A 25,502-nucleotide genomic window follows, 5' to 3' on the forward strand; every position below is an offset into this window, starting at 1 on the left:
CGCTCTCAGCCGCAGTGGCCGCGCCGCGTGCCGCTGCGTCCTTTGCCTGCCAGCTCGCACCCCGAGCAGACGCCGAGCGGCGCGAGTCCGCCGCGAACGCATCAGCAGCACCCGCACCAACACCAGCAACCGTCCCAGCCGCTCCCGCTGACGCACGCTTTGACGCAGGCGGCCGCCAGACGGTTGGCCGCGCATATCGGCCTTTGCTCCTCGGCGCCATCGTATTGGTTGGCGTGGAGGCATAAGCGGGCGGCGTGTCGTCGGAGATGCTGCTGCGGCGGCGCACGTCCTCGTCACGTTTCGCAAGTCCGCGCGACAGGCCGAGGCCAAACGCGCTATCGGCCCATGCCGCTACTGTGCTCCAGCGGAAATCGATCAACCACGGCAGGCTGAGGACTAGCAGCGCCAGCATGACAAGCGGCGTGCCGATGTGCCCGAGCAGCTTGCCGAAGCCTCTCGCTAGCGCGTGGCCCAGGCCGTCCATGCCGGCAATATCAACAAGCGAAGCCTCAAGCGTGCAACTTGCCACGAGGACGCAGATAAAGCCGAGCCAAAGCCGGATCGTGCCGGGACCGCGCAAGCCGACGCCGCCCGGCAGCGCAGACCTGACGAGTCTCCAGAGGAGGGGGATGAACCAGACGGCCGACGCGCCGAACCAGCCGAAAACTACCGTGTGCATGCTAGACATCAACGAATGACGGATCCGCGAAGACGCAATCCGTCGAGTTTAACCGGCGAAGCGTAACGCTTCGAAGACAGGGGCACACTCGTTTGCCCCCGGTTGACCAGCAGAGCCGTAAATGGCCTGCTGCTGCGGCGAACAGTGGTGGCGATGATGGCAGTGGCGGCAGTGGTGCGAGATCAGCCAGCCGTGCCACGGCTTACTGACCCTGTCGCGCGAACGTCAGCACGTCGCCGTTCTCGAGGATCAACTGCAACTCCTGCGGTGGGCGCATCTGCACGCCGCTGCGATCGACATGCGTCAGCGCATCGAGATACGGACCTTCGAGTTCACCGCCAGGTGTCGCGCAGGCCATGCGCGTGCCGGCGAGCGAGCCGAGGCTCAGTTTGCCTTCCTTCAGCGCATACCCACCCGTGAAGCGGTTGCAGCCGGAGAAACCCGAGGCGCGGCGCTGCCCGCCCGCGGTGGAGAGTACCAGCGTGAGCGGCGAACCGCTGTCCGCGGCGGGCACGGCACGGGTACTGCCGTCCTGCTGCTTCCAGTTGGTGAGCACCCAGCTCGTATCATCAAGCAATTGCGTTGCCGCCGGATTGAAGGGATCGGGCGGCGGTGCCTTGGCATCCGGGTGGGTGGGCATCGCACAGGCCGTCAGCAGCGTGGCGACGCTCAAGGCGGTGAGGGCGGCGCGAGCGCGCATGCCGGACGCACGCCGTGGCGAGCGAAGCGACGCACGAAGCGGCGCAACGAGACGCGCAATGCTTCGCGCTGGAGACGTTGTGAACATGGCGTCGGTCCTCTTGAAACTTGCAAAGGCGTAAGGGTAACGCACCCAGGTCGCCGCATGCGAGCGATCGTCACCCGCTACCTGCGGCGTGACGGTGTTTCGCGTGCGCGCCGCGGCGCCGAAGTGAGCCGCGCGCCGTCCCCTGGTGCACGATCCGGCAAGGGCGTTACCGAGGTTGCGCATGTTAACATCGCTGATCTACCCATTCCATCCCATCCGACATTTTTCTGGAGACTCCATGCAGATCGGCCAACGGATCGGCACCCCGCTTTCGACATCGGCCACGCGCGTGATGCTGCTCGGTGCGGGCGAGCTCGGTAAGGAAGTGATCATCGCGCTGCAACGTCTCGGCGTTGAAGTCATCGCGGTCGACCGTTATCCGAATGCTCCGGGGCATCAGGTTGCGCATCGCGCGCATGTGATCGATATGACCGACCGCGCCGCGCTGCGCGCGCTGGTCGAACAGGAACGCCCGCATCTGATCGTGCCGGAAATCGAGGCGATCGCCACCGACGCGTTGGCCGCGATCGAAGCCGACGGCATCGCCGAAGTGATCCCCACGGCACGCGCCACGCAATTGACGATGAACCGCGAAGGCATCCGGCGCCTTGCTGCCGAAGATCTCGGTCTGGCAACTTCTCCCTACGCCTTCGCCGATTCGCTCGACGAACTGAAGGCCGGCATCGCCAAGGTCGGCTATCCGTGCGTCGTCAAGCCGGTCATGTCGTCCTCGGGCAAAGGCCAGTCGGTGTTGAAGAGCGACGCCGATGTCGAACCGGCCTGGCAATACGCGATGGCGGGCGGCCGGGTGAATCACGGCCGCGTGATCGTCGAAGGCTTTATCGACTTCGAGTACGAAATTACGCAGTTGACGGTGCGAGCCATCGACCCGGCAGCGGGCGAAACCCGCACGTACTTCTGCGATCCGATCGGTCACGTGCAGGTCGCGGGCGACTACGTCGAATCCTGGCAACCGCAACCCATGAGCCCCGTCGCGCTCGAACGGTCCCGCGAGATTGCCCACAAGGTGACGGCGGCGCTCGGCGGCCGCGGTCTGTTCGGCGTGGAACTTTTCGTGCGCGGCGATGACGTATGGTTTTCGGAAGTCAGTCCGCGTCCGCACGACACCGGTCTCGTCACGCTGTGTTCGCAGCGCCTGTCGGAATTCGAATTGCACGCACGCGCCATCCTCGGTTTGCCGGTGGATACTTCGCTGCGCGCGCCGGGGGCATCCGCGGTGATTTATGGCGGCCTCGACGAAGCGGGCATCGCGTTTGAGGGGGTGGCCGCTGCGTTGGCGGTGCCGGATAGCGATCTGCGCCTCTTCGGCAAGCCCGAAAGCTTTGCGAAGCGGCGCATGGGCGTGGCCCTTGCCACCGGCGCGAATACGGACGAAGCGCGTGCCCGTGCCAAACAGGCGGCGGCTGCGGTGCATCCTGTGTCGGGGAAGTGATCGCGGGCGGCGCAGGCATGCGCCGCGCTGCAGTGAATCGCGCGGCTTGCGCCTTGTGAGCGCGCGGATTCTCCAAGCGATGGTTTTAGCAATGGCAGGCAGGAGAAGTTGGCATGAAGTCAGACACCCGCAGGGTTGCGCGGCTGCGCAAGATGGGCCGTCTCGGGGCGCTTGGCGTGCTGGTGACGCTGTGCGCCGGGTTGGCTGGATGCGGCCTCGCTGCCGCGCCGTGCCGGATTGCTTCTGCCGGCTTGAAGATCGTGCCGGTGGTCGGTCACGTGGCCGCCGCGCCGACCGATGCCTGTGCCGATGTGATCGACCCTTGAGGTTGATGAGGCTTGATCAGGCAAGCGGCAGCATCCGAGCCACAACTGCGAACAGCGAAGCGAGGAATCCGATGAAGAAGTGGCTCGTCGCGATAATGGGCATGTCAGGTTTGATGGCGTCGGTAGACGTGGCCTTTGCCACGCCGTTGCGTCTCGCTGAAATCCAGACGAAAGACCGGCAGACTCACCAGTACACCTGCGCGACCGGTAAGGTGCTGCGCGTGACTTACTGGAACGCTTCGAACGGCCAAAGCTTCGCGCTGGTGCCCGTAAAAGGACAGCCCATGCTGTTCGTCAACACGCTGGCGGCGTCCGGCGTGAGGTACCAGGCGGGCAGCTATGTCTGGTGGACCAAAGGCCCGCGCGCCGATCTGTACGACACCACGGCGGGTGAAAACGCACCGCCGATCCTCCCCGATTGCGTGACGCCGGTCCGCTAGCGACCCGTCCCCTAACGACGCCCGGCGTCTGGCTCCCGAAAGCCGAACCGCTCGCGCCTGCCCACAAACGCGCACCATTTTCTCCCAGGTAGTAAGCTGTCCCTCGCGGCCACCGCCTCGCGCGTGGCGGCGTCTGTCATCGTCTTCGATCATCCGTTCCCGGATCCCATTGCGTGGGCCTTGCGTCCGCGCTCGTTCGTCAAGCGAGACTCTCAATGAAAGCATCGGATCTGTTCGTCAAGTCGCTGGAAGCCGAAGGTATCGAATATGTGTTCGGCATTCCGGGCGAAGAAAATCTCGACCTCCTCGAATCGCTGCGCCGCTCCAAAATCAGGCTGATCCTCACTCGTCACGAACAGGCGGCCGGCTTCATGGCCGCGACGTATGGACGTCTGACGGGCCGCATCGGCGTGTGCCTGTCGACGCTCGGGCCTGGCGCCACCAACCTCGTCACCGCCGCCGCCTACGCCCAGTTGGGCGCCATGCCGATGTTGATGGTCACCGGCCAGAAGCCGATCAAGACCAGCAAGCAGGGGCATTTCCAGATTGTCGATGTGGTCCGCATGATGGAGCCGCTCACCAAATACACGCGGCAGATCGTCTCAATCGGCAACATTCCCGCGCTGGTGCGCGAAGCGGTGCGACAGGCGGAAGAGGAGCGGCCCGGCGCTACGCATCTGGAATTGCCCGAAGATGTCGCGGACGAAGAAGGCGACGGCAAGCCGATTCCGCAGAGCTTCAGCCGTCGTCCTGTGGCGGAGGAGAAGGCCATCGCGCGGGCGGTCGAGGCCATCACCGGCGCGAAGCATCCGCTCCTGATGATCGGCGCGGGCGGCAACCGCAAGACCACCACCCGAATGCTGCGCGAATTCGTCGATCAGATCGGCATTCCGTTCTTTACGACGCAGATGGGCAAGGGCGTGATCGACGAGTCGCATCCGCTGTGGCTTGGCAATGCGACGCTCTCGGATGGTGACTTCGTGCACCGCGCGATCGATCACGCGGATTGCATCATCAACGTGGGCCACGACGTGATCGAAAAACCGCCGTTCTTCATGCGCGCCGGCGACGCCGGCGAAAAGACCGTGATTCACGTTAATTTTCTCGGCGCGGAAGTGGACCCGGTGTATTTCCCGCAAATCGAAGTGGTGGGCGATATCGCCAATGCGGTATGGCAACTGAAGGAGAGCCTCACGGAATGCCAGGGACATTGGGACTTCACGCGTTTCAAGGAAATCAAGGAGCACTTCGAGGCGCATCTGGCCAAGGGGCAGCTCGACGACCGCTTCCCCATGTATCCCGTGCGCATCGTCCATGACGTCTACGAGACGACGCCGGTGGACGGCATCGTATGTCTCGACAACGGCATGTACAAGATCTGGTTCGCGCGCTACTACCGAGCACACGAGCCGAATTCGCTGCTGCTCGACAACGCGCTGGCGTCGATGGGCGCGGGCTTGCCCTCGGCGATTGCCACCAAGATCGTGCACCCGGACCGCAAGGTAATGGCCGTGTGCGGCGACGGCGGTTTCATGATGAACTCACAGGAACTCGAGACGGCTGTGCGTCTGAAGCTTGATCTCGTCGTACTGATTCTGCGCGACGACGCATTCGGCATGATCCGCTGGAAGCAGGAGAACATGAATTTCCCTGACTACGGCATGACGCTGCAAAACCCCGATTTCGTCGACTACGCGAAGAGCTATGGCGCGCAGGGTCATCGGATTACTTCGGCGGCGGAATTCGCGCCGCTGCTGCGCGAGTGCTTTGCGACGCCGGGTGTGCATGTGATCGATCTGCCGATCGACTATTCGGACAACGAGCGCGTACTGAACCGCGAGATCAAACGGCTGAGCGCGCAACTCTGAACGGCGGCGAACCGCTGCACCATCCGGGGCATGCGGTTTGTTATCAGGCCTGGTCGCGATTCAAAGCCCGATCCAGCCAGACCCAGATTGGCGCTGCCAGGAATGGGGCGCATCAAGGAGAACGTGTCATGTTGAAGAAAACGTACCCGTACTACCTGGCAAACGTTGCGGTGGCGGCCAATACCGATCTCGAAGTCACCGACAAGTTCAGCGGCGAAGTAGCAACCCGCGTTGCGATGGCCGACGCCGCCACCATCGACAAGGCGATCGGCTACGCGGTCGAGGCGCAATCCGCGCTGCGCGAATTTCCACCGTTCAAGCGCCAGGCAGTGCTCGAACACTGCGTGAGCCGCTTTCGCGAGCGCTACGATGAACTGGCGATGGCGTTGTGCATCGAAGCCGGCAAGCCGATCAACGATTCGCGCGGTGAAGTCACGCGCCTGATCGATACGTTCAAGGTGGCGGCGGAAGAAGCGGTGCGGATCGACGGCGAGATCATCAACCTGCGGATTTCGCCGCGTGCGAAGGGCTATCAGGGCTATGTGAAGCGCGTGCCGATCGGGCCGTGTTCGTTTATCTCGCCATTCAATTTCCCGCTGAACCTGACTGCGCACAAGGTGGCGCCCGCGCTGGCAGTGGGCGTGCCGTTCGTGCTGAAGCCGGCCAGCCGCACGCCGGTCGGCGCGCTGATCATGGGCGAGATTCTGGCGGAAACGGATCTGCCCAAAGGGGCATTTTCGATTTTGCCGGCCCATCGCGACGGCGCCGACCTGTTCACCACCGACGAGCGCTTCAAGCTGCTGTCGTTCACCGGCTCACCGGCGGTGGGTTGGGAACTGAAGAGAAAGGCCGGTAAGAAGAAGGTGGTTCTGGAACTGGGCGGCAATGCAGCGGTGATTGTCGACGCGGATCAAGGCGGAAAACTCGATTACGTGGTCGACCGGCTCGCCTTTGGCGCGTTCTATCAGTCGGGGCAAAGCTGTATCGGCGTGCAGCGCATCCTCGTGCATTCAGCGATTTACGACGCGCTGCGCGACAAGCTGATTGCGAAAACCAAGTCACTGATCATGGGTGATCCGAAGGACGAAAAGACCTTTGTCGGCCCGATGATTTCCGAGTCGGAGTCGAGTCGCCTCGCCGGATGGATGGAGAGCGCGGTGCTGGCGGGTGCCAAAATCGTTGCCGGCGGCAAGGTGGATGGCGCGAACTTCGAGGCGACGCTGCTTGAGGATGTGAAGCGCGATTCGGACCTGTACCGCAAGGAAGCGTTTGGTCCGGTGGCGATGCTCGAGCCTTTCGACGACTTCGGCGCGGCGCTCGCAGCCGTCAACGACAGCGATTTTGGCCTGCAAGCCGGCGTGTTCACGGATTCGCTTGCGAATGCGCATCGCGCCTGGGATGGACTGGAAGTGGGCGGGGTCGTGATCAACGATGTGCCGTCGTTCCGGGTGGACAATATGCCGTACGGCGGGGTGAAGGACTCGGGGCTGGGGCGCGAGGGCATCCGCTATGCGATCGAGGACATGACCGAGCTGCGGCTGATGGTGATGCGTGAGACGTGGTGATTGGCTGCTTGAGCGCGTGGTGATGGGTCTCGGGTCTCGGGGCGCCGGCCTGGCGCCCCGAGACGGTCCTTTGCCAGCTTGCCCCGTTGTCACAGGACTGCCTTCCGGGTGTCTTAGGCTGATCTGTCCCGTAACACTGCCAGCCGCGCTGCGACGTGCCTCGCCGGGGTGCGAGCAGAAAGTGGGCGGGCGCGCCATGAGTGTTTGTGCTGAAGTGCTACAATACCGCCCTTTCCGGCGGGTGTTTCCGTCGGCCGGAGCCGGCTGCATTCTTCCCTGACTTAATCGGGTACCTGTGCGGCACGTCGTGGCTCCGCTTCATCCTGATGCCCTCCGCGGTCCCGGCCGCTGCCCCGCCTTCCGCGCAGGCGCATTTTTAGCGAAAGCCACCATGTCCGACACAGCCGTCACGCCCAGTACCGCGACCTTTGACCAGTTTGGCCTTGCCCCCGATATCCTGAAGGCGATCGTGGAGCAGGGTTACACGACGCCTACGCCGATCCAGGCGCAGGCGATTCCGGTCGTGCTGTCAGGCCGAGACGTCATGGGTGCCGCCCAGACCGGCACCGGCAAGACCGCGAGCTTCTCGCTGCCGATCATCCAGCGCCTGTTGCCGCACGCAAGCACGAGTGCTTCGCCGGCACGTCACCCGGTGCGCGCGCTGATTCTCACGCCGACCCGCGAACTGGCCGACCAGGTCGCCGCCAACGTACACGCTTACGCAAAGCACACAGCGTTGCGCAGCGCGGTGGTGTTCGGCGGGGTGGACATGAATCCGCAGTCCGAGCAGTTGCGCCGCGGTGTCGAAATCCTGATCGCGACGCCGGGCCGTCTGCTCGACCACGTGCAGCAAAAGACCGCCAATCTGGGTCAGGTCCAGATGCTGGTGCTGGACGAAGCCGACCGCATGCTCGACATGGGCTTCCTGCCGGATTTGCAGCGCATCTTGAACCTGTTGCCAAAGGAGCGGCAGACCCTGCTGTTCTCGGCGACGTTCTCCGGCGAAATCAAGAAGCTGGCCGCGACCTATCTGCGTGACCCGCAGACCATCGAAGTGGCGCGCAGCAATTCAACCGCGACCAACGTCACACAGACGGTTTATGAAGTGGCCGAGGGCGACAAGACCGGCGCGGTGGTGCAACTGATCCGCGATCGCGGTCTGAAGCAGGTGCTCGTTTTCTGCAACAGCAAGATCGGCGCGAGCCGCCTCGCACGCAGCCTTGAGCGCGATGGCGTGGTGGCGACTGCAATTCACGGCGACCGCACGCAGAATGAGCGCATGCAGGCTTTGGATGCGTTCAAGCGCGGTGAGATTGAAGCCCTGGTGGCGACCGATGTGGCGGCGCGCGGGCTGGATATTGTTGAGTTGCCCGCGGTGATCAACTTCGATCTGCCGTTCAATGCCGAAGACTACGTGCATCGGATTGGGCGTACGGGACGCGCTGGCGCTTCTGGCGATGCGCTCTCTTTGTGCAGCCCGAACGAGCGTAAGCAGCTCGCCGATATCGAGAAGCTGATCAAGCGGCCGCTGGATGTGCAGCGTCTGACGGTTGATGTGCCGGTGCGGCATCATCACGAAGAGCGCGCGCCGCGGCGCGAGCGCGAAGGGCGCGATGAGCGGGGTGCGCGTCGGCGTACGGGTCCGGCTGCTTCGGGTTCTGCTGCTTCGTACGATCGGCCGCATCATCACCGGCAACAACCGGTGGATGATTTCTTCTTCAAGCCTTATGAGCCCTCGCCTTCGAGCCGTAAGGCCGACGAAATCGCCGATGTTGCTGCCGCGCAGAAGCCGGTTTCGAAGCAGCCGCTGGCAGCTTTGCTAGGCGGGTTTGGGATGCCGCGCAAGAGCACGTCTTCCTGATCGTCTTTACTTCTGGACTGCGGGCGGTTGTCGTTGCGTTGTTCGCCGGGGTTGGCTCTCCGGCGGTTTCCTGAAGCACTACCCCCGCCGCGCGCAGCGATCCTCGATACGTCTTGTCCAGGCTGCTGCCGCCGCGTCATAGAACGCGCTTAGCGTTGTGTACGCGTGGCCACCCAGGTCCAGTTCCAGATGCTGGGCCGCCGCGTGTAGAGCCTCTAGCGGGCGGTTCGTATCCAACGCCATCGCGCCGGTTTGCTTGCTGAGCTTCTCGCCCGCTTCGTTCGTTACCACTGGTACATGCAGGTACACCGGCGTCGGCACGCCAAGGCAATGCTGCAGGTAAATCTGCCGCGCCGTCGAATCCAGCAGGTCAGCACCCCGCACGATGTCCGTGATGCCCGCATCCGCGTCGTCCGCCACCACCGCCAGTTGATACGCCCACTGGTCGTCCGCTCGCCTCAATACGAAATCACCAACCTCCGTGGCCAGATTCTGCGTCTGCTCGCCCTGCCACCGGTCATTGAAGGTGATTAGCGCGGTAGCGGCATCCGGTACGCGCAAACGCCAGGCCCTTGCTGGCTTGCCGTGCAGACCGTCCCGGCATGTGCCCGGATAGGCGAGCGTGGTGTTGCGCGCATGCCCGCGCAGCAGTGAATCGCTAATCTCCTTGCGCGTGCAGCCGCATGGATAAACCAGTCCTGTCGCCCGTAATTGCTCCAGCATCGCGTGATACCGCGCCGTGCGCTGGCTTTGCCAGACAGGCGGTTCGTCGGCGTGCATGCCGAAACGCTCGAGCGTGGCAAGGATGTTTTCGGCTGCGCCCGCTACCGTGCGCGGGCCGTCGATGTCTTCGATTCGAACCAGCCAGACGCCGTTATGCGCGCGAGCGTCAAGCCAGCTTGCCAGTGCGCTCACCAACGAGCCGAAATGCAACGGGCCAGTGGGCGATGGGGCAAAGCGGCCGCGGTAGGTCATGGTTTCGAGGCCCACTACACCGTTGGCATCGGATGGGCGTCAGACGCTTGCGTATGCCAGCACAAGCACAAGCCCAACGCTGCGCAGCGGGCGCTCGTTATGCTGCGTCGACCATGGCATCCGCGCAGGAGCTCAACCGCGATCATCAGGCGGCACGTACGGCGTTATTCTCAGGATGGCATTCCGGACACGTTTTGCCTGGCACGTACAGCGGCGACTGCTGTGCTTCCGGGCTCACCACGGCGCGGCAGCCGAAACACTGCGCAGTGGCCGTCGGCTTGAGTGCCGGGTCGAGCGCGGTGCGGTAGTCGAACACGAAACACTCGCCGTGATAATGCGCGCCGCCGACTTCCTCGAAATACTTCAGGATGCCGCCTTCAAGTTGGTACACGTTTTCGATGCCGACTTCCTTCATATGGATGGCGGCCTTCTCGCAGCGAATGCCGCCCGTGCAGAATGACACGACCGTCTTGCCTTCCAGGTCGGCGCGGTTCTTCTCGATCACTTCCGGAAACTCGCTGAACTTCGTGATGCGGTAATCGAGGGCGTCGTCGAACGTGCCAACGTCTACTTCGAATGCGTTACGCGTGTCGAGCATGACCACCGGCCGGCCGGCGTCGTCGTGACCGCGGTCGAGCCAGGTCTTGAGGGTGGGGGCGTCGACAAACGGCGCACGCCCCAGTTCCGGCCGGATGGCCGGTTTCTTCATGGTGATGATTTCGCGCTTCAGCTTGACGAGCATGCGGCGGAACGGCTGCTTTTCCGACAGGCTTTCCTTGAACTGCAGGTTCGCAAACTTGCCTTCGAACAGTGGGTCGTGGCGAATGTAGTCGATAAACGCAGCGGCCGCCTCTGTCGTGCCCGCGACGAACAGGTTGATACCTTCCGGCGCGAGCAGGATCGTGCCACGCAAACCGAGTGCGTTGCATCGCTCGGTGACGAGCGGGCGCCATTCGGCAGTGTTTTCGATGGTCGCGAACTGATAGGCGGCGAGATTGACGATGCTCATGATGGTCCAGCGGTAAAGGGCCCCGGCGGCGCTGCAAATGACGTGAGCGCCACAACGGGCACCCGCGTGGCGCGGCCACGGCAAATAGGGCGAAACCCGTATTATCCCTCAACCGGACGGATTGCCCGAGTCGGCCAGATGACCAGTTCATTGCGAGAGCGCAAAGCCGTTGCATTTATTGCGGCTTCATGCATAACCAGTCATCTGCCGCTCATGCCTTGTCCAGATGGCTAACGTCTCCGAATCGCAGCCGTCGCGATCCAAATCTTCGGGAGGCTGGGGTTACAATAACGCCCATGTCAGATCCTCGCTTCGTTCATCTCCGCGTCCACTCCGAATTCTCGATTGCCGACGGCATCGTGCGCCTTGACGACATCGTCGCGGCGGCGGTCAAAGACGGTCAGGGCGCGCTCGCGCTCACCGACCTCGGCAACGCGTTCGGCCTCGTACGTTTCTACAAGGAAGCCCGTAGCAAAGGGGTCAAACCCATTGCCGGCTGCGATGTCTGGATCACCAATCCAGACGACCGGGACAAGCCTTCGCGTTTGCTGCTGCTGGTCAAAGACCGGCGTGGTTATCTGAATCTGTGTGAGCTGCTCAGCAAGGCGTCGCTCACGAATCAGTATCGCGGGCGTGCTGAAGTGGAAGCCGGATGGCTCGAAACCGGGCTGGGCCAAGGGCTGCTCGCATTGTCCGGCGCGCAGCAGGGCGACGTTGGTATGGCGCTTGCCGCCGGCAACGTGGAAGCCGCAAAACGCAACGCGCAACATTGGGCCAAGGTTTTCCCCAAGGGCTTTTATATCGAGTTGCAGCGCTGCGGCCACCCGGGCGGTGAGGCGTACCTGCAACAGGCGGTGACGCTGGCGGCGTCGCTCAAACTGCCGGTGGTCGCCACGCATCCGCTGCAGTTCATGACGCCGGACGACTTCACCGCGCACGAAGCGCGCGTGTGTATTTCGGAAGGCGACATGCTCGCCAATCCGCGTCGGCAGAAACGCTTTACGACCGAGCAGTATTTCCGTACTCAGGAGGAAATGGCCGCGCTGTTCGCGGACATTCCGTCGGCGCTCGCCAATACCGTGGAAATTGCCCGGCGCTGCAATCTGACGCTCGAACTCGGCAAGCCGAAGCTACCTCTGTTCCCCACGCCGGATGGCATGTCGCTCGACGACTATCTGGTGCACCTGTCAAAAGAAGGGCTCGAAAAGCGTCTCGAACAGCTCTATCCCAACGTGGAGGAGCGCGACGCAGAGCGCGAGACGTACTACAAACGCCTCGAATTCGAGTGCGGCACGATCATCAAGATGGGCTTCCCAGGCTACTTCCTGATCGTGGCCGACTTCATCAACTGGGCCAAGAACAACGGCGTGCCGGTTGGGCCGGGCCGGGGTTCGGGCGCGGGTTCGCTGGTGGCGTATGCGCTTGGCGTGACCGACCTCGATCCCCTGCGCTACAACCTGCTGTTCGAACGTTTCCTGAATCCGGAACGGGTGTCGATGCCTGACTTCGACATCGACTTCTGCCAGCATGGGCGCGACCGCGTCATTCAGTACGTGAAGGACAAGTACGGCGCGGACGCCGTGTCGCAGATCGCCACCTTCGGCACCATGGCGGCGAAGGCGGCGGTGCGCGACATTGGCCGTGTGCTCGATCTCGGCTATATGTTCACGGACGGCATCGCCAAGCTGATCCCGTTCAAACCTGGCAAGCACGTCACCATCGCCGACGCGATGAAGGAAGAGCCGCTCCTGCAGGAGCGCTTCGATAACGAAGACGAAGTGCATCAGTTGCTCGAACTGGCGCAGCGCGTGGAAGGCCTGACGCGTAACGTCGGTATGCACGCAGGCGGTGTGCTGATCGCGCCTGGCAAGCTGACCGACTTCTGTCCGCTCTACACGCAAGGCGACGAAAGCGGCGTGGTGAGCCAGTACGACAAGGACGACGTCGAAGCCGTCGGCCTCGTGAAGTTCGACTTTTTGGGTCTGACGACGCTGACAATTCTGGACTGGGCCGAGCGCTATATTCGCCGGCTTGATCCGTCGAAGAAGGACTGGTCGCTCGGACAGGTGCCGCTCGACGATCCGGCCTCGTTCTCGATTCTCAAGAAGGCCAACACGGTCGCGGTGTTCCAGCTTGAAAGTCGCGGCATGCAGGGCATGCTGAAAGACGCGCAGCCTGACCGCTTCGAGGACATCATCGCGCTGGTGGCGCTGTATCGTCCGGGCCCGATGGACCTGATCCCGAGCTTCTGCGCCCGTAAGCACGGGCGTGAAGTTGTCGAGTATCCCGATCCGCGCGTCGAGCCCATCCTGAAAGAGACCTACGGCATCATGGTCTATCAGGAGCAGGTGATGCAGATGGCGCAGATCATCGGCGGTTACTCGCTCGGTGGCGCCGACTTGCTGCGTCGCGCGATGGGTAAGAAGAAGGCCGAGGAAATGGCCGAGCACCGCGCGTTGTTCCGCGAGGGCGCGGCGAAGAATGGCCTCACCGCCGAGAAAGCGGACGAAATCTTCGACTTGATGGAGAAGTTCGCGGGCTACGGCTTTAACAAGTCGCATGCGGCGGCGTATGCGCTGCTTGCGTACTTCACCGCCTGGCTGAAGGCGCACCATCCGGCCGAATTCATGGCAGCGAATATGTCGCTTGCCATGGACGATACCGACAAGGTCAAGATCCTGTTCGAAGACTGCATCACGAACAAGATGGCCGTGTTGCCGCCCGACATCAATATGTCCGCCTATCGGTTCGAACCGGTGGCGCAAGCCGATGGCAAGCGCTCGAAGACGATCCGCTACGGTCTGGGCGCGATCAAGGGCAGCGGTCAGAACGCGATTGAAGAAATTCTGCGGGCTCGCGAAGAGGGGCCGTTTATCGACCTGTTCGACTTCTGCAACCGGATCGACCGCCGTGTGGTGAACCGCCGTACGGTCGAGGCGCTGATCCGCGCCGGTGCGTTCGACACGCTGCATGCGAACCGCGCGCAGTTGATCGCTTCGGTGTCGCTGGCCATGGAAGCCGCCGACCAGGCGAGCGCCAACGCCATGCAGGCGGGCCTGTTCGATATGGGTGACGCGCCGTCGCAAGGTCATGAGCTGGTCGACGAGTCTGAGTGGCCGGAAAAGAAGAAGCTGCAGGAAGAGAAGGGCGCGCTGGGCTTCTATCTGTCCGGCCACCTGTTCGACGCCTACAAGGACGAAGTGCGCCGCTTCGCGCGCCAGAAGATCGGCGAATTGAAGGAAGGCCGCGACAAGCTGGTGGCGGGCGTCATTGCGTCGCTTCGCACGCAGATGACTCAGCGCGGCAAGATGCTGATCGCGCTGCTTGATGACGGTACGGGGCAGTGTGAAGTGACCGTCTTCAACGAAACGTTCGAAGCCCACAAACAGTTGTTCAAGGAAGACGAACTGCTGGTCGTGCAGGGCCAGGCGCGTAACGATGCGTTCACGGGCGGCATCCGGTTCACCGTCGACACCGTGATGGACCTCGGCCGCGCGCGTTGTCGCTATGCGGAAGCCGTGAAAGTGCAGATGAACGGCAATGCCGATGCGCTTGCGCTGCGGCGCGTCCTGGAAGCGCACAGCGCCGGCGCGGATGAGCCACAAGCCACAGCGGCGCCAGTTGCGCCCGCGCGAGGTGGTGGCGGTGGCCGCAATGGAGGCTTTGGTGGCGATGGTGGCGGTCGGCAACGTCAGGCTGTGCAAATCCCGAACGGCCTGGCCGTACAGATCGTCTATCGCAGCGAGAACGCGGAGGGCGAGGTGCGTCTGGGCGACGCGTGGCGCGTCAAGCCTACGGACGAACTGATCGCCGCTTTGCGTGGGGAGTTCGCCGGCAGCTCGATTGAAATCGTGTACTGACGCTTGATCCGGTTTGCCCGAGCCTGATCCGGCAAACCGGCAAACCGGCAAACCGGCAAGCGTGCCATTGCCCTACCATGCGGCATCGGCCGGACCGTGCCGCCTGGGCCAAGCGCAGCCGCCTCAGCCAGACCGAGCCCCAGCGCGCGACGCAAAGACCCGCGTGCTTACCGCCGCGGCGCCTGCAATCGCGAGAGCTTGAGAAACCGGTAATAAACCGTCTCCGCGTTGAACACCGCGATCATGAGGCCGGCGCGTCCATCGAGAAAACCGGCACGCAGCACATAAGTGCGCAGGAATGCCCACGCGCCGCGTCCCAGCGCCTTGCCGAAGCTGCCGCGCTTGCCAGCGGCGTGCCGCTGCAGCGCGCCCGCGCTGGAATACGCGTCTAGCTTGCGCAGCACGGTTTCGAAGTCTTCGTACGAGTAGTGCATCAGCTTGCCTGTGACCCGCTGCGCCGGTGTGCTGAAGACAAGCCGCTCATGCACGAGATCGTCGGAGAAGCGTGCCGCGCCGCGCTTGAACAGGCGCGGAATCCAGTCCGGATACCAGCCGCTGTGATGAATCCAGTGCCCGCAAAAGCTTGACAGGCGGTCCAGCGCATAAACGTCTGCGGTCGGCGCCGCGATGGCTGCTCGAACCGCCGCCGCAAGTTCTGGGGAAACGATCTCGTCGGCATCGATGGACAGAATCCAGTCTGTATCCAGCGCGTCCAGCGCCCGATTCTTCTGCGGCCCGAAGCCGGGCCAGTCGGTCTGCTGTATCACCCGCGCGCCGTGGGCTTGGGCAATGTCGACGGTGCCGTCGGTGCTGCCGCCGTCGAGCACGACGATCGCGTCGGCGAAGGCCACCGCGTCGAGGCATTCGGCGAGGCGGGTCGCTGCATTTCTGGTGATGATGGCGACGCCGAGGGTGGTTTCTCTCATGCCTGGGTAGCGTAGAAGGGGCGGGTAGGGCGAAAAGCTGCGCTTGCGGAACTTACGAGCGAGTTGCGCGAGAGTATACACAGCGCCACCCCACCGACACAGTGGCAAGACCCAACGGCGCCCAAGCATCCACCACCCCAGCGCCCCGTCGTAGCAGCACCCGCGCTTTCCCCGCCCGACCGTTTACAATGCTGTATTTTGTGTCTGCCCTCCGGGCGCGCACGCTGTTCGCCTTCCTAGAGGATTCCTTGAGCGCGAAGCCCACGTTAAGCAAAGTTATCGGTTCAGGCGATGCTTCGTCGCCCGTTGTCGTCATGCGCCGGCTCTGGCCGTATCTCAAGCCGCTGCTGTGGGTGCTGATCGGCGCGATCCTCGCCATGGCCGTCAGCGCCGGTACCGACGCCGGCATTCCCGCACTGCTCAAACCGCTGCTGGACAAGGGCTTTGGCGCCCACGCCAGCGACAAAGCGAAATGGGTGGTGCCGCTCGCCGTGATCGGCCTCGCGTTCGTGCGCGGCACGTCGCAGTACGCCTCTGGTTACCTGCTTGCTTACGTGTCGAACAAGATTCTGCTTGACCTGCGCCTAAAGATGTTCGACCGGATGATCCACACGAGCGTCGGGTTCTTCCAGCGCGAGACGGCCAGCACCGTCATCAACGCGATTGTCTTCGAGGTGAATCAGATCCTCAACGTGCTGCTGAGTGTGCTGGTCACGCTAGTGCGCGATTCGCTAACGGTGCTGTTTCTGCTCGGCTATCTGTTCTATCTGAACTGGAAGCTGACGCTGATCGTCGCGATCTTGCTGCCTGCCATCGGCTGGCTGGTCGGCAAGATCAACCGGCGGTTGCGCCGGCTCAATCGCGAGCATCAGATGCTGACCAACGAGCTGTCCTACATCGTCGAGGAGACGGTGGGCGGCTACAAGGTGGTCAAGGTACATAACGGCGAGAAGTACGAGACCGACCGCTTTACCGAAATGAGCCGCCGTCTGCGCGGCTATTCAATGCGCATGACCGTGTCCGGCGGTCTGGCGCAGCCGCTCACGCAGTTCCTCGCATCCATTGCGCTCGCGGTCGTCATCACTATCGCAGTGGTGCAATCGTCGTCCGATCAGACAACCGTGGGCGGCTTCGTCGCCTTCGTCACGTCCATGCTGCTGATCATCTCGCCGCTCAAGCACCTGATGGACGTGAACCAGCCGCTGCAACGGGGTATGACTGCCGCTGAGCTGATTTTCGGCCTGATCGACGAACCGTCTGAGCCGGAAGGCGGCGGCCGGCCGCTAGATCATGCGTCGGGCGAGGTCGAGTTCCGCGATGTCTCGTTCAACTACGGCGCGACCAGCACGCACAACCGCCAGACGCTCGACCAGGTGTCGTTCAAGGTCGCGCCGGGCGAAATGGTGGCGCTCGCTGGCCCTTCGGGCAGCGGCAAGACGACGCTCGTGAACCTGCTGCCGCGTTTCTTCGACCCGACCGGCGGCGAAATCCTCGTAGATGGCGTGGCGTTGCCGGAATACGGCATCCATGCGCTGCGCAGCCAGATTGCCATGGTGAGCCAGGACGTCGTGCTGTTCAACGACACGATCTCGCACAACGTCGCGTATGGCGAGACGGCGGAGCCGGAGAAGGTCAAAGCGGCGCTGCAGGCGGCCAACCTGTGGGACACCGTACAGGCCATGCCGAAGGGCATCGAGACGCTCGTCGGCGACAACGGCCTGATGCTTTCGGGCGGTCAGCGCCAACGTCTGGCCATTGCCCGCGCAATCTATAAGGACGCCCCCATCCTGATCCTCGACGAAGCCACCTCGGCGCTCGACTCGGAATCGGAGCGCCATGTGCAAGCGGCGCTCGAAACGCTGATGAAGGGGCGCACCACCCTCGTCATCGCGCACCGCCTGTCTACCATTGAGCGCGCCGACCGGATCCTGGTGATGGAAGCGGGGCGCATCGTCGAGCGCGGCAGCCATCGCGAACTGCTGGCGCAAGATGGCCTGTACGCGCATTTGCACCGCATCCAGTTTCAGCAAAACGCCGCGTAATGCACGGTTAGATTCGCTGAAAGTTAATCGCACTCTGGTTGTGCTCTAATCCGTGCCGCCCGTGCACAATAAGAATGACCCCGGGCGGCCGGCGCCTGAAAACGCGCCCGGCTGCATCCCTCTACGTTGATCCAGCGCCGCGCGCGCGACCGTCTGAATGATGAAAATCGGACTCTCCAGTAATGCGCTGAAACATAGCGGCGGCCTCGAGCGCTATGCGATGGATCTGGTCCGCGGTTTTGCCGCCGCAGGCGTCGAACTGGCATTCTTTGCACGCCGCTTTGATATGTCAGTGCCTGAGAGCCGGATGGTTGAGGCACATCGCATCAACGTATCGTTTCTGCCGGGCAAGCTGCGCGATCGCTGGTTTTCGTGGCGGCTGCGCCGTGCGCGCCGCGCCGCCAAGGTCGACGTGCTGATTGGCTGCAACCGGGTGGACTCCTCCGAGATTGCCATTTGCGGCGGTACGCACCTGGGTTTTCTGCGGGCTACGGGACGTCCAGCCAAGCCTTCGGACCACTGGCAGATTGCGCTTGAGCGCAGTCAATACGAACAGGCCAAGGTAATCGTCGCGCACTCGCACCTGATGCACGACGAGTTGCGCGAACTTTATGACGTACCCGAGGCGAAGATTCGCGTGCTGTACCCGCCGGTGGATGGAGCGCGTTTCACGCCGGTCGACGCCACGGCGCGCGCCGCGTTACGGCGCAAATTCGGCTTCGCCGATCACGAGATCGTGCTGCTCTTTCCGTCCAGCAGTCATGAACGCAAGGGCCTGCCGCTGATCGAGGCCGCCTTGCGCGACACGTCCTTGCCGGTCGTGCTCGCTGTCGCCGGGCGCCCGCCGGCCCGTACTTCTGAGCGGGTGCGCTACATCGGCTATGTGAAGGAAATCGAAGACGGTTATCGTGCGGCAGATTTCACTATCCTCGCGTCGAAATACGAGCCGTTCGGTCTGGTCGGCGTCGAATCGGTGATGTGTGGCACGCCGGTGATCTTTCCATCGAGCATTGGCTGTTGCGATGCGATCGCGCAGCACGCCAAATACGTCTTCACCCCCGACGACGAGGCCGACCTTCGCGCCACGCTCGAACACGCGGTAACAGCGCGGCTCAATGGTTGCGCGCCTCAGCAGTCCGATATGGCGCGCAACGCCGTGTTGTACGACGCGAGCGTTGCCGGCCATGTCGACGCGCTGCTGGCGCTCGCCACACGTATCCGCGCCGGGAATTGATCCATGCGCAGGCACCTTCGCAAGGGCTTGCCAAGGCTCGCCGAAAGCCCGTCAAGCCCCGTCCGAACTGCGGTTGAAGCAGGCCCGCATGTTATAATTGTTCGAAATAAAGCCCTTGGTCTGACCGCAGGCCGCACTCTCAATTGTTTTCACTTCGCTTCCAGTGCCGGTGCAATCAGGCGGCGGTTACGGTGTGTCCGCTGGCAGCGCGCAGGCCATGCCGTACACGGCGTTGCGGGTCACTGGCGCCGAGGTAATCCACAAGAATATCGTTGGAGATTCTGCATGGGGAACGCGACCTCGAGCCGGGTACCGGGGCACAGCCTGATCGCGCACTTGCCCATTGTGCTGATGACCCAATGAGCAGACTCCCCGGACGGATTCGCATTTTCGCGCGTGCTTTGCCTCGCCTCATCGGCAAGCCATGGCGCCGCCGTCCGGCGTCCGTGCAACGCATTCTTATTGCGCATCATCTGCTGCTGGGCGATACCTTGCTGCTCACGCCGCTGGTCGCCAAGTTGCGCGCCCAGTATCCGCAAGCGCATATTGCGCTTGCCTGTCCGAAGGCCATTGTGCCGTTGTACGAAGGGCAGCCTTTCGGGGTGAGCGTGGTGCCGTTCGACCCGCGCGACGTCAACACGGTCAAGGCGCTGCTTAACGCTGGGCCGTTCGATCTGGGCTTTGTCCTTGGTGACAACCGGCATAGCTGGCTGGCACTTGCCGCGGGTTGCCGCTGGATCGTCGCGCATTCCGGCGATGTGCCTGCCTGGAAAAACTGGCCGGTCAACCAGAGCGTGCCATACCCGGTCGCCCCGGCGGCGTGGGCGGATCTCGCCACGGAGTTGATCGACGGACCGCCGCCGCGGGCCTACCGCCCAGCCGACTGGCCCGCGCCGAGGCATGCAGTGCTGCCCGATGCGGATCTGTTCACGCGTGCGTACGTGGTCCTGCATCCAGGTGCGAGCACTGAAGTCAAGCGCTGGCCGGACGCGCGCTGGCGCGAGCTGGCAAAGCGTGTTGAGGCGCTCGGCTATATGCCGGTCTGGAGCGGCGGCCCCGGCGAGACTGAACTGATCCGCACCATCGACCCGGATCCCCATCATCCGAATCTGGCGGGGCGGGTGGGTTTGGGCGAGTTGTGGCATCTGTTCGCTGGGGCGCGGGCGGTGGTCTGCCCGGATACGGGCGTCGCGCATCTCGGGCGTCTGGTTGGTGTGCCGACCGTTGCGCTTTTTGGTCCCGGCAACGCGCAGATTCACGGCGCGGGTCGCTATTGGAGCGAGGTGCCGTTCGTGCCGGTGACGATCGCGGACATGCCATGCCGCGATCAGCCGCGGATTTTTCGACGCGAAGTTGCATGGGTTCGGCGTTGCGACCGCAATTCGGCCACTTGTGTCGCCTGGAAGGGCGACCACGCCGATTGCATGGGGCGCATTTCAGTCGATGCCGTGTACGACGCATTGCAAAACGTTTTGATGGAAGTGTGATGATTAACACGTTCGCGCGCGTCGAACGCGTCCTGTGGATAGCGTGCCCGGTGATCCTGTTCGTGGTCATGTTCGGTCACACGACGGCGCTCGTCTTTAACGGACTCGGGCTGCTCGCGCTCGGCACGCTGGCCGCGGCGGTCTCCCCGGCGCGTCCGCCCGTGTGGCGCTGGCCGCTGATGTTGCCGATCGTTTGCTGGGCTGCGTGGAGCCTGGCTGCGGTCGGCTGGTCCGTGTACCCCGCAGTCAGCATGCATGCATGGCTCGACGAGGTGTTGTACCCGCTGGTGTCGTTCTGGGGCTTCTGGCTGCTCGGCACGCGTACGCAGCGGCTTGCGCCATTGGCGTTGGTCAACTGGATTGCGTGCGTGCTGCTCGCCGTGATCAGTGCGCTTAACTGGGGGCATCTGCAGCCGCCCACCGCCAACACCTTCCTGCTGCATTTCTATAACCGCGTCGGCCATACCAGCACGCTCGCGGTGTTTGCCATGGCGCTGTTCTGTGGCGCGCTGTTGCGTCCGCGTTGGCGCGTGGTAGGCGTGACGGGGCTTGTTCTGTGTCTGTTCGTCGGGCTCGCGACGCTTAATCGTTTCTTCTGGCCTGCCGCCGCCGTGACATTGCTGGTGGCGCTGTTTCCGTTATACCGGCGGCGCATTCTGCTGGCCTTACTCGCATTTGCGGTGGTGGGTGCGGCGGCAGTCGGGACGCTCGAATACAGCTCACGAATGCGTATGGGTGATGCCTCAACGGCTAACGCGTCGCGCGATGTGGCGATCGACGGCCACGAGTTGCTGGTGCCGCATGCGTTCTCCAGTATCGGCGACACCGTGTCGTCCGACACCCGTCCGAAGCTGTGGGCGTTTTACGTCTCGCAAGCGAAGCGTCATATATGGATCGGCACCGGCTTCGGCAAGCCGTTGCCTGGCATGGCCTATCGAAGCGAGATGCCGCAGAGTCTGTTGCAGATCGAGCCGCAGGCGTTGACTCACGCGCACAATCTCTTTCTCAATACGTGGCTGCAGACCGGGGTGATCGGCGTGGTGCTGGAAACGGTTCTGCTGCTGGGTCTGGTGGTGTCTTTCTGGCGTGTGCGGCGGGCCGACCCATGGCTGTGCGCGGCGGGCATCGCGCTGGTTGCGGGTATGATCGCCAAAAACACCACCGACGATTTCATGTGGCAGACGACCATGCTGGCCTTCTGGTCAATCGCCGGTCTGCTGCTAGGCAGCGCCCAACAGCGGACCGGGGAGGGTGGGTTGCCGGGTCGCAGCGGGACGCGAGGGTTCGGCAGGCCGTAGGGACCACGCCGCTCCAGCTGAGCGAGGTTCGCTCTCCATACCATGTCGCCGTCACACATTGAAGTCAGGTCAGGATGCAAGTAGAGCATGAAATACGATAGCCGTTATGACCGTACCGAGCCGCTCGAGCCTGCGCGGCGCATCCTGTTTCATATCAACGACTTCGGCAAGGGCGGTACGGAGACGTCGCTGCTCGCCTGGCTCAAGACACTCGACCGGCGATTCTTTGCGCCCAGCGTATCGGTTGCGTACCCTACTGACGAACTGGCTTTCTGGCGCGCCCATTCCATTCCGGATGACGTGCCTGTGCATGTGCTGGCGTCCTCGAAGTGGATGCATGCACTGCACGCAACCCGTCGACAGGGCAAACTCGGCGCGCATCTGAAGGTGCTGCACAAGGTGCTCACCTATTGCGTCATCCGGCCACTGGCGGGCTTACGTTTTCGGCAGATCGCGCGTGAGTACGACGTCGTCTGCGACTTCGATTTTTCGCTGCGGCAGCTCGCTGGCAGCGGCAAGACACCCTGGTTTGGCGTCAGTCATTTCAGTCTCGCCACGCGGCTTCGCAACAAGAGCGCGCGCCATATTGCCCGGCGCGTCAGACAGTACGCCCGCTATGACGCGATCGCCGTGCTGACGCCCGATATGTTTCGTGAAGCGCAGCAGTTATTCGCGGGGCAGCATGTGAACGTCGCCGAACTCCCCAACGTGATCGATGTGGATGAGTTGCGCATCAAGGCGCGTGCGCCTATCGAGCGGCCGGCCGAGACCTTTATCGTCTCGGTGGCGCGTCTGGACGAAGGGCAGAAGGATCATAAGACCTTGCTGCGTGCGTTTGCCCAGGTTCGCGAACGCCAACTGAGCACGGCCGACCTGGTGCTGATCGGCGAGGGCCGTGATCAGGCCGCGCTGGAGCAACTGGCGCAGGAACTCGGGATTGGTTCTTCCGTGCACTTTCTCGGTTTTTGTTCGAACCCGTTTCCCTACATCCGCCAGGCAGAAATGCTCGTGCTGAGCAGCCGCTACGAGGGTTTCGGTATGGTGTTGGGCGAGGCGATGGCGCTCGGTACGCCGGTGATTTCCACCGATTGCCCAACTGGGCCGCGCGATCTGCTGGAGGACGGCAAAGGCGGCCTGCTGGTGCCGGTCGGGGACGTGGACGAAATGGCACGCGCAATCGAGCGTTTGCACACGGATACGGTGCTGCGTCGAAGCCTGGTGCAGAACGCGCTCAAGAAGGTCGCGACCCTTGCGCCCGAGAGCGCCAATCAGCGCATGCTGACGCTGGTGCGTCAGATTTCCGGCTCAGATGATCCTTCGAGTGAGCCTTGGCTGCCGCAGTCACACCCCGCCCGTCACGAGCGGCAGCACGGATAAATCCGGGTGCGTGCCGTCGACGATGCTGCGGCCCGCATGCACGGCTTCATAACGGGCATCCTCGAGACTCGCGAACCACTCCTCGCCATCGGCATGGAACGGCACCACGTGACCAGGTTTGGCCGGATCGGCGCCCGGATGGCAGACGTAGCCGAGATAGGTGTAGCGTTTCTCGTCATGCTCCGTTGGACGTGGGGAAACGTGAATCTCGAAGCCTTCGTATTCAGTCATTTGCCAGCCAGGCATTGCATCGGACATGGCCGTCTCCGATCGAACTCCCCGCGCAGGGTGAAACGCGGGCGGCGCGCCGCCGCCGCGAGGGCGACGGTGGGCTTCCTTTACGCGTGACACGCAGAGCTGCTTGTCAGTGACTTTCAGTGACGATGCCGCATCCGCTCCCACAACCGGTGCGCGTCAAGCCGGGATGAGAACCGTTCCCTGTGATGCTCGCGCCGGTAGTGCGTGGCGACGAGCATGACGCCGGTGACAAGCACAACGATGCCCACCACGATGCTGACCATTGATTCCGCCATGGCAGCCTCCATCCATTTCCACTGCATCCAGAAAGTCTAGGAGATTTCCACGAAAACGGGTGGCCGCGGCCTCGCACGGCGCGCATTTTCGCGGTTTGACGGCGCCCAGTTGCTTGAGCACGGTCAGGTCGTCTTTCCAGATGCCAGTTTTCGACGATACGGCCCGTCCTTGACGCGATACAGGTCGAACGCGTGTGAGTCGACCGTTCGACCCGTGCCCTCGACTGAAGTTGGCGTTGAGAATGGGTGGTTTGGTCTAACGATTTTCTTGTTACTTTTGATAGTTTGCCGGCGGAAGGTTTGTACGAGGATTGCCCGCCGTGTCGTATAGAATGGATCGCTTTGCCCCTACGCCTATGTGGTTCAAAAACCTTCAGCTTCACCGTCTTCCCACTCCGTGGTCCGTCACCCCCGAACAGTTGGAACAATGGCTGGCGCCGCATGCGTTCCAGCCGGGCAGCAGCGTCGAGATGCAAACCCAGGGCTGGGCCTCGCCGCGCGATAACGAATCGCTCGTCTACTCGATCAACCGCCAGATGCTGTTGATGTTTCGCACCGAAAAGAAGCTGCTTCCCGCGTCGGTCGTGACGCAGATCACCAAGGCACGTGCGCTTGAAGTCGAAGAGCAGCAGGGCTTCAAACTCGGCCGCAAGCAGATGCGCGAATTGAAGGAGCAGGTCACCGACGAACTGCTGCCGCGCGCCTTCAGCATTCGCCGCGATACGCGCGTGTGGATCGATACGGTGAATGGCTGGCTCGTTATCGACGCCGCCTCGCAAGCGGTGGCGGATGACGTGCTCGGCCTGCTGGTCAAGTCGATCGATCAACTGCCGCTTGCGAGCGTACGGGTAGCGCAGTCGCCGGTAGCGGCGATGACGGAGTGGCTGTTATCGGGCGAAGCGCCGGCGGGCTTCACGCTGGATCAGGACACCGAGTTGCGTTCGCCCGCGCAAGGCAACGCAACCGTGCGTTATGTAGGGCACTCGCTGGATGTCGACGACATGCGCCGCCATATCGAGGCGGGCAAACAATGCATGCGGCTCGCAATGACATGGAACGATCGCATTTCCTTTGTGCTAACACCGTCGCTGACGATCAAACGCATTGCACCGCTCGACGTGATCAAGGACGCTAGCGACCCCACCGCGCAAAACGACGACGAGGTATTCAACTCGGACATGACACTCATGACGGGCGAACTCGCACACATGTTCTCCGACATCATCGAGGTGCTCGGCGGTGAGCAGGGTGATGTGATGCTGCAGGCTGCAGCCTGAACGATGGTTTGACTCGTGGTGGTGGCGCTCGCCGGTACGGCAATGCGTCGCCACAGCCCACAAGAGCCGGGCGCCGGTTACGTGCATGGGCTTTCCGTACGCAGCGACTTTTATAGACCTGGGCTTGGTCGCTTCACCATCGATTGATGTGCTGCTCGGTTGAGGGCGGAAGATCGACGATATCCCTGACTTGAAGGCGATCTGAGGAATGCGAAATTATGTGGCTACTATGAATCACGCGGTTTCACATGAGTGGGCCGTCCAGCCGATGCCTGAGTTGAATGATTACGCTGCGTCACTGTATGGCCTTCAACCGCTAGCTTCGGATTGACGGGCCGCTTATTCTGTCGTCGTACGCCGAAAATGGGTTATCCGGCTGTAGTGAATTCGCGACATGCGACGCACACCGCAACAACCGTGCAGGCCGGAGCGACCCACTGCCCGCCGGATTCCCTTCAGTTTCCCCGCCTGAAACAGCCCGCAAAGCAGCGTAAACGCGAGACTG

At 62.9% G+C, this 25,502-nt stretch carries 20 protein-coding genes; 13 read left to right on the forward strand and 7 right to left on the reverse strand.

Translation table 11 applies throughout. The features are described from left to right. Both WCA85_RS23265 and WCA85_RS23270 read right to left on the reverse strand, forming a co-directional pair. The coding region (locus WCA85_RS23265; RefSeq protein ID WP_424067205.1) for a DNA translocase FtsK 4TM domain-containing protein at window positions 1-679 on the reverse strand (679 nt) is incomplete at its 3' end. Window positions 680-881: 202 nt separating this feature from the next. After that, window positions 882-1,466 (reverse strand): META domain-containing protein, encoded by a 585-nt coding sequence (locus WCA85_RS23270; protein WP_424067206.1) that lies wholly within the window; start codon window positions 1,464-1,466, stop codon window positions 882-884. Between the two features lie 238 nt (window positions 1,467-1,704). Here WCA85_RS23270 and purT point away from each other — a divergent pair, with 238 nt between their 5' ends. From purT to WCA85_RS23300, 6 genes are all read left to right on the forward strand, one after another. After that, the gene (purT, locus tag WCA85_RS23275; RefSeq protein WP_424067207.1) at window positions 1,705-2,919 is read left to right on the forward strand and encodes a formate-dependent phosphoribosylglycinamide formyltransferase; all 1,215 of its coding nucleotides are present in this window, start codon (window positions 1,705-1,707) and stop codon (window positions 2,917-2,919) included. Between the two features lie 113 nt (window positions 2,920-3,032). Continuing rightward, entirely contained in the window at window positions 3,033-3,245 is a 213-nt protein-coding gene (locus tag WCA85_RS23280; protein WP_424067208.1) for a DUF6726 family protein, read from the forward strand. A gap of 71 nt (window positions 3,246-3,316) precedes the next feature. Next, window positions 3,317-3,685: an MliC family protein gene (locus WCA85_RS23285; RefSeq protein ID WP_424067209.1), complete on the forward strand. Its 369-nt coding sequence runs from the start codon at window positions 3,317-3,319 to the stop codon at window positions 3,683-3,685. A gap of 215 nt (window positions 3,686-3,900) precedes the next feature. Then, window positions 3,901-5,553, forward strand: coding sequence for an acetolactate synthase large subunit (locus tag WCA85_RS23290; RefSeq protein WP_424067210.1), 1,653 nt, complete (start codon window positions 3,901-3,903; stop codon window positions 5,551-5,553). Between the two features lie 128 nt (window positions 5,554-5,681). Next, window positions 5,682-7,118 (forward strand): aldehyde dehydrogenase family protein, encoded by a 1,437-nt coding sequence (locus WCA85_RS23295; RefSeq protein ID WP_424067211.1) that lies wholly within the window; start codon window positions 5,682-5,684, stop codon window positions 7,116-7,118. A 391-nt stretch (window positions 7,119-7,509) separates the two neighbouring features. Continuing rightward, on the forward strand, window positions 7,510-8,979 hold the full coding sequence (locus WCA85_RS23300; RefSeq protein ID WP_424067212.1) for a DEAD/DEAH box helicase: 1,470 nt from the start codon (window positions 7,510-7,512) through the stop codon (window positions 8,977-8,979). A gap of 78 nt (window positions 8,980-9,057) precedes the next feature. Here the strand turns inward: WCA85_RS23300 and gluQRS are convergent, their stop codons facing one another. Both gluQRS and WCA85_RS23310 read right to left on the reverse strand, forming a co-directional pair. Further along, complete coding sequence (gene gluQRS, locus WCA85_RS23305; RefSeq protein WP_424067213.1) at window positions 9,058-9,954, reverse strand: tRNA glutamyl-Q(34) synthetase GluQRS; 897 nt, start codon at window positions 9,952-9,954, stop codon at window positions 9,058-9,060. 145 nt (window positions 9,955-10,099) lie between these two features. Then, on the reverse strand, window positions 10,100-10,963 hold the full coding sequence (locus tag WCA85_RS23310; RefSeq protein WP_424067214.1) for a sulfurtransferase: 864 nt from the start codon (window positions 10,961-10,963) through the stop codon (window positions 10,100-10,102). Window positions 10,964-11,250: 287 nt separating this feature from the next. Here WCA85_RS23310 and dnaE point away from each other — a divergent pair, with 287 nt between their 5' ends. Beyond that, window positions 11,251-14,823, forward strand: a complete 3,573-nt coding sequence (dnaE, locus tag WCA85_RS23315; RefSeq protein ID WP_424067230.1) for a DNA polymerase III subunit alpha — start codon at window positions 11,251-11,253, stop codon at window positions 14,821-14,823. Window positions 14,824-14,990: 167 nt separating this feature from the next. Here dnaE and WCA85_RS23320 read toward each other — a convergent pair whose 3' ends face one another. Next, a complete protein-coding gene (locus tag WCA85_RS23320; protein ID WP_424067215.1) occupies window positions 14,991-15,749 on the reverse strand; it encodes a glycosyltransferase family 2 protein in 759 nt (252 codons plus the stop codon). A gap of 248 nt (window positions 15,750-15,997) precedes the next feature. Here WCA85_RS23320 and msbA point away from each other — a divergent pair, with 248 nt between their 5' ends. From msbA to WCA85_RS23345, 5 genes are all read left to right on the forward strand, one after another. Then, window positions 15,998-17,791 carry a lipid A export permease/ATP-binding protein MsbA gene (gene msbA, locus WCA85_RS23325; RefSeq protein WP_424067216.1) on the forward strand — a complete coding sequence of 598 codons (1,794 nt, stop codon included), beginning with the start codon at window positions 15,998-16,000 and terminating at the stop codon, window positions 17,789-17,791. A gap of 160 nt (window positions 17,792-17,951) precedes the next feature. Beyond that, the gene (locus tag WCA85_RS23330) at window positions 17,952-19,025 is read left to right on the forward strand and encodes a glycosyltransferase family 4 protein (RefSeq protein ID WP_424067231.1); all 1,074 of its coding nucleotides are present in this window, start codon (window positions 17,952-17,954) and stop codon (window positions 19,023-19,025) included. A gap of 359 nt (window positions 19,026-19,384) precedes the next feature. Continuing rightward, window positions 19,385-20,512 (forward strand): glycosyltransferase family 9 protein, encoded by a 1,128-nt coding sequence (locus WCA85_RS23335; protein ID WP_424067217.1) that lies wholly within the window; start codon window positions 19,385-19,387, stop codon window positions 20,510-20,512. Further along, entirely contained in the window at window positions 20,512-21,810 is a 1,299-nt protein-coding gene (locus tag WCA85_RS23340; RefSeq protein WP_424067218.1) for an O-antigen ligase family protein, read from the forward strand. Before WCA85_RS23335 ends, WCA85_RS23340 begins: the two co-directional genes overlap by 1 nt. Window positions 21,811-21,897: 87 nt before the next feature. Further along, a complete protein-coding gene (locus WCA85_RS23345) occupies window positions 21,898-23,187 on the forward strand; it encodes a glycosyltransferase (protein ID WP_424067219.1) in 1,290 nt (429 codons plus the stop codon). Here the strand turns inward: WCA85_RS23345 and WCA85_RS23350 are convergent. Together WCA85_RS23350 and WCA85_RS23355 are read right to left on the reverse strand one after the other, a co-directional pair. Continuing rightward, on the reverse strand, window positions 23,152-23,445 hold the full coding sequence (locus WCA85_RS23350) for a hypothetical protein (RefSeq protein ID WP_424067220.1): 294 nt from the start codon (window positions 23,443-23,445) through the stop codon (window positions 23,152-23,154). The genes WCA85_RS23345 and WCA85_RS23350 overlap by 36 nt on opposite strands. 116 nt (window positions 23,446-23,561) lie before the next feature. Beyond that, a complete protein-coding gene (locus WCA85_RS23355; RefSeq protein WP_424067221.1) occupies window positions 23,562-23,720 on the reverse strand; it encodes a hypothetical protein in 159 nt (52 codons plus the stop codon). A gap of 356 nt (window positions 23,721-24,076) precedes the next feature. Here WCA85_RS23355 and WCA85_RS23360 point away from each other — a divergent pair, with 356 nt between their 5' ends. Beyond that, entirely contained in the window at window positions 24,077-24,997 is a 921-nt protein-coding gene (locus WCA85_RS23360; RefSeq protein ID WP_424067232.1) for a recombination-associated protein RdgC, read from the forward strand. The last annotated feature ends 505 nt before the right edge of the window (window positions 24,998-25,502 follow it).

This window comes from Paraburkholderia sp. (assembly GCF_049581445.1).
GTDB lineage: Bacteria > Pseudomonadota > Gammaproteobacteria > Burkholderiales > Burkholderiaceae > Paraburkholderia.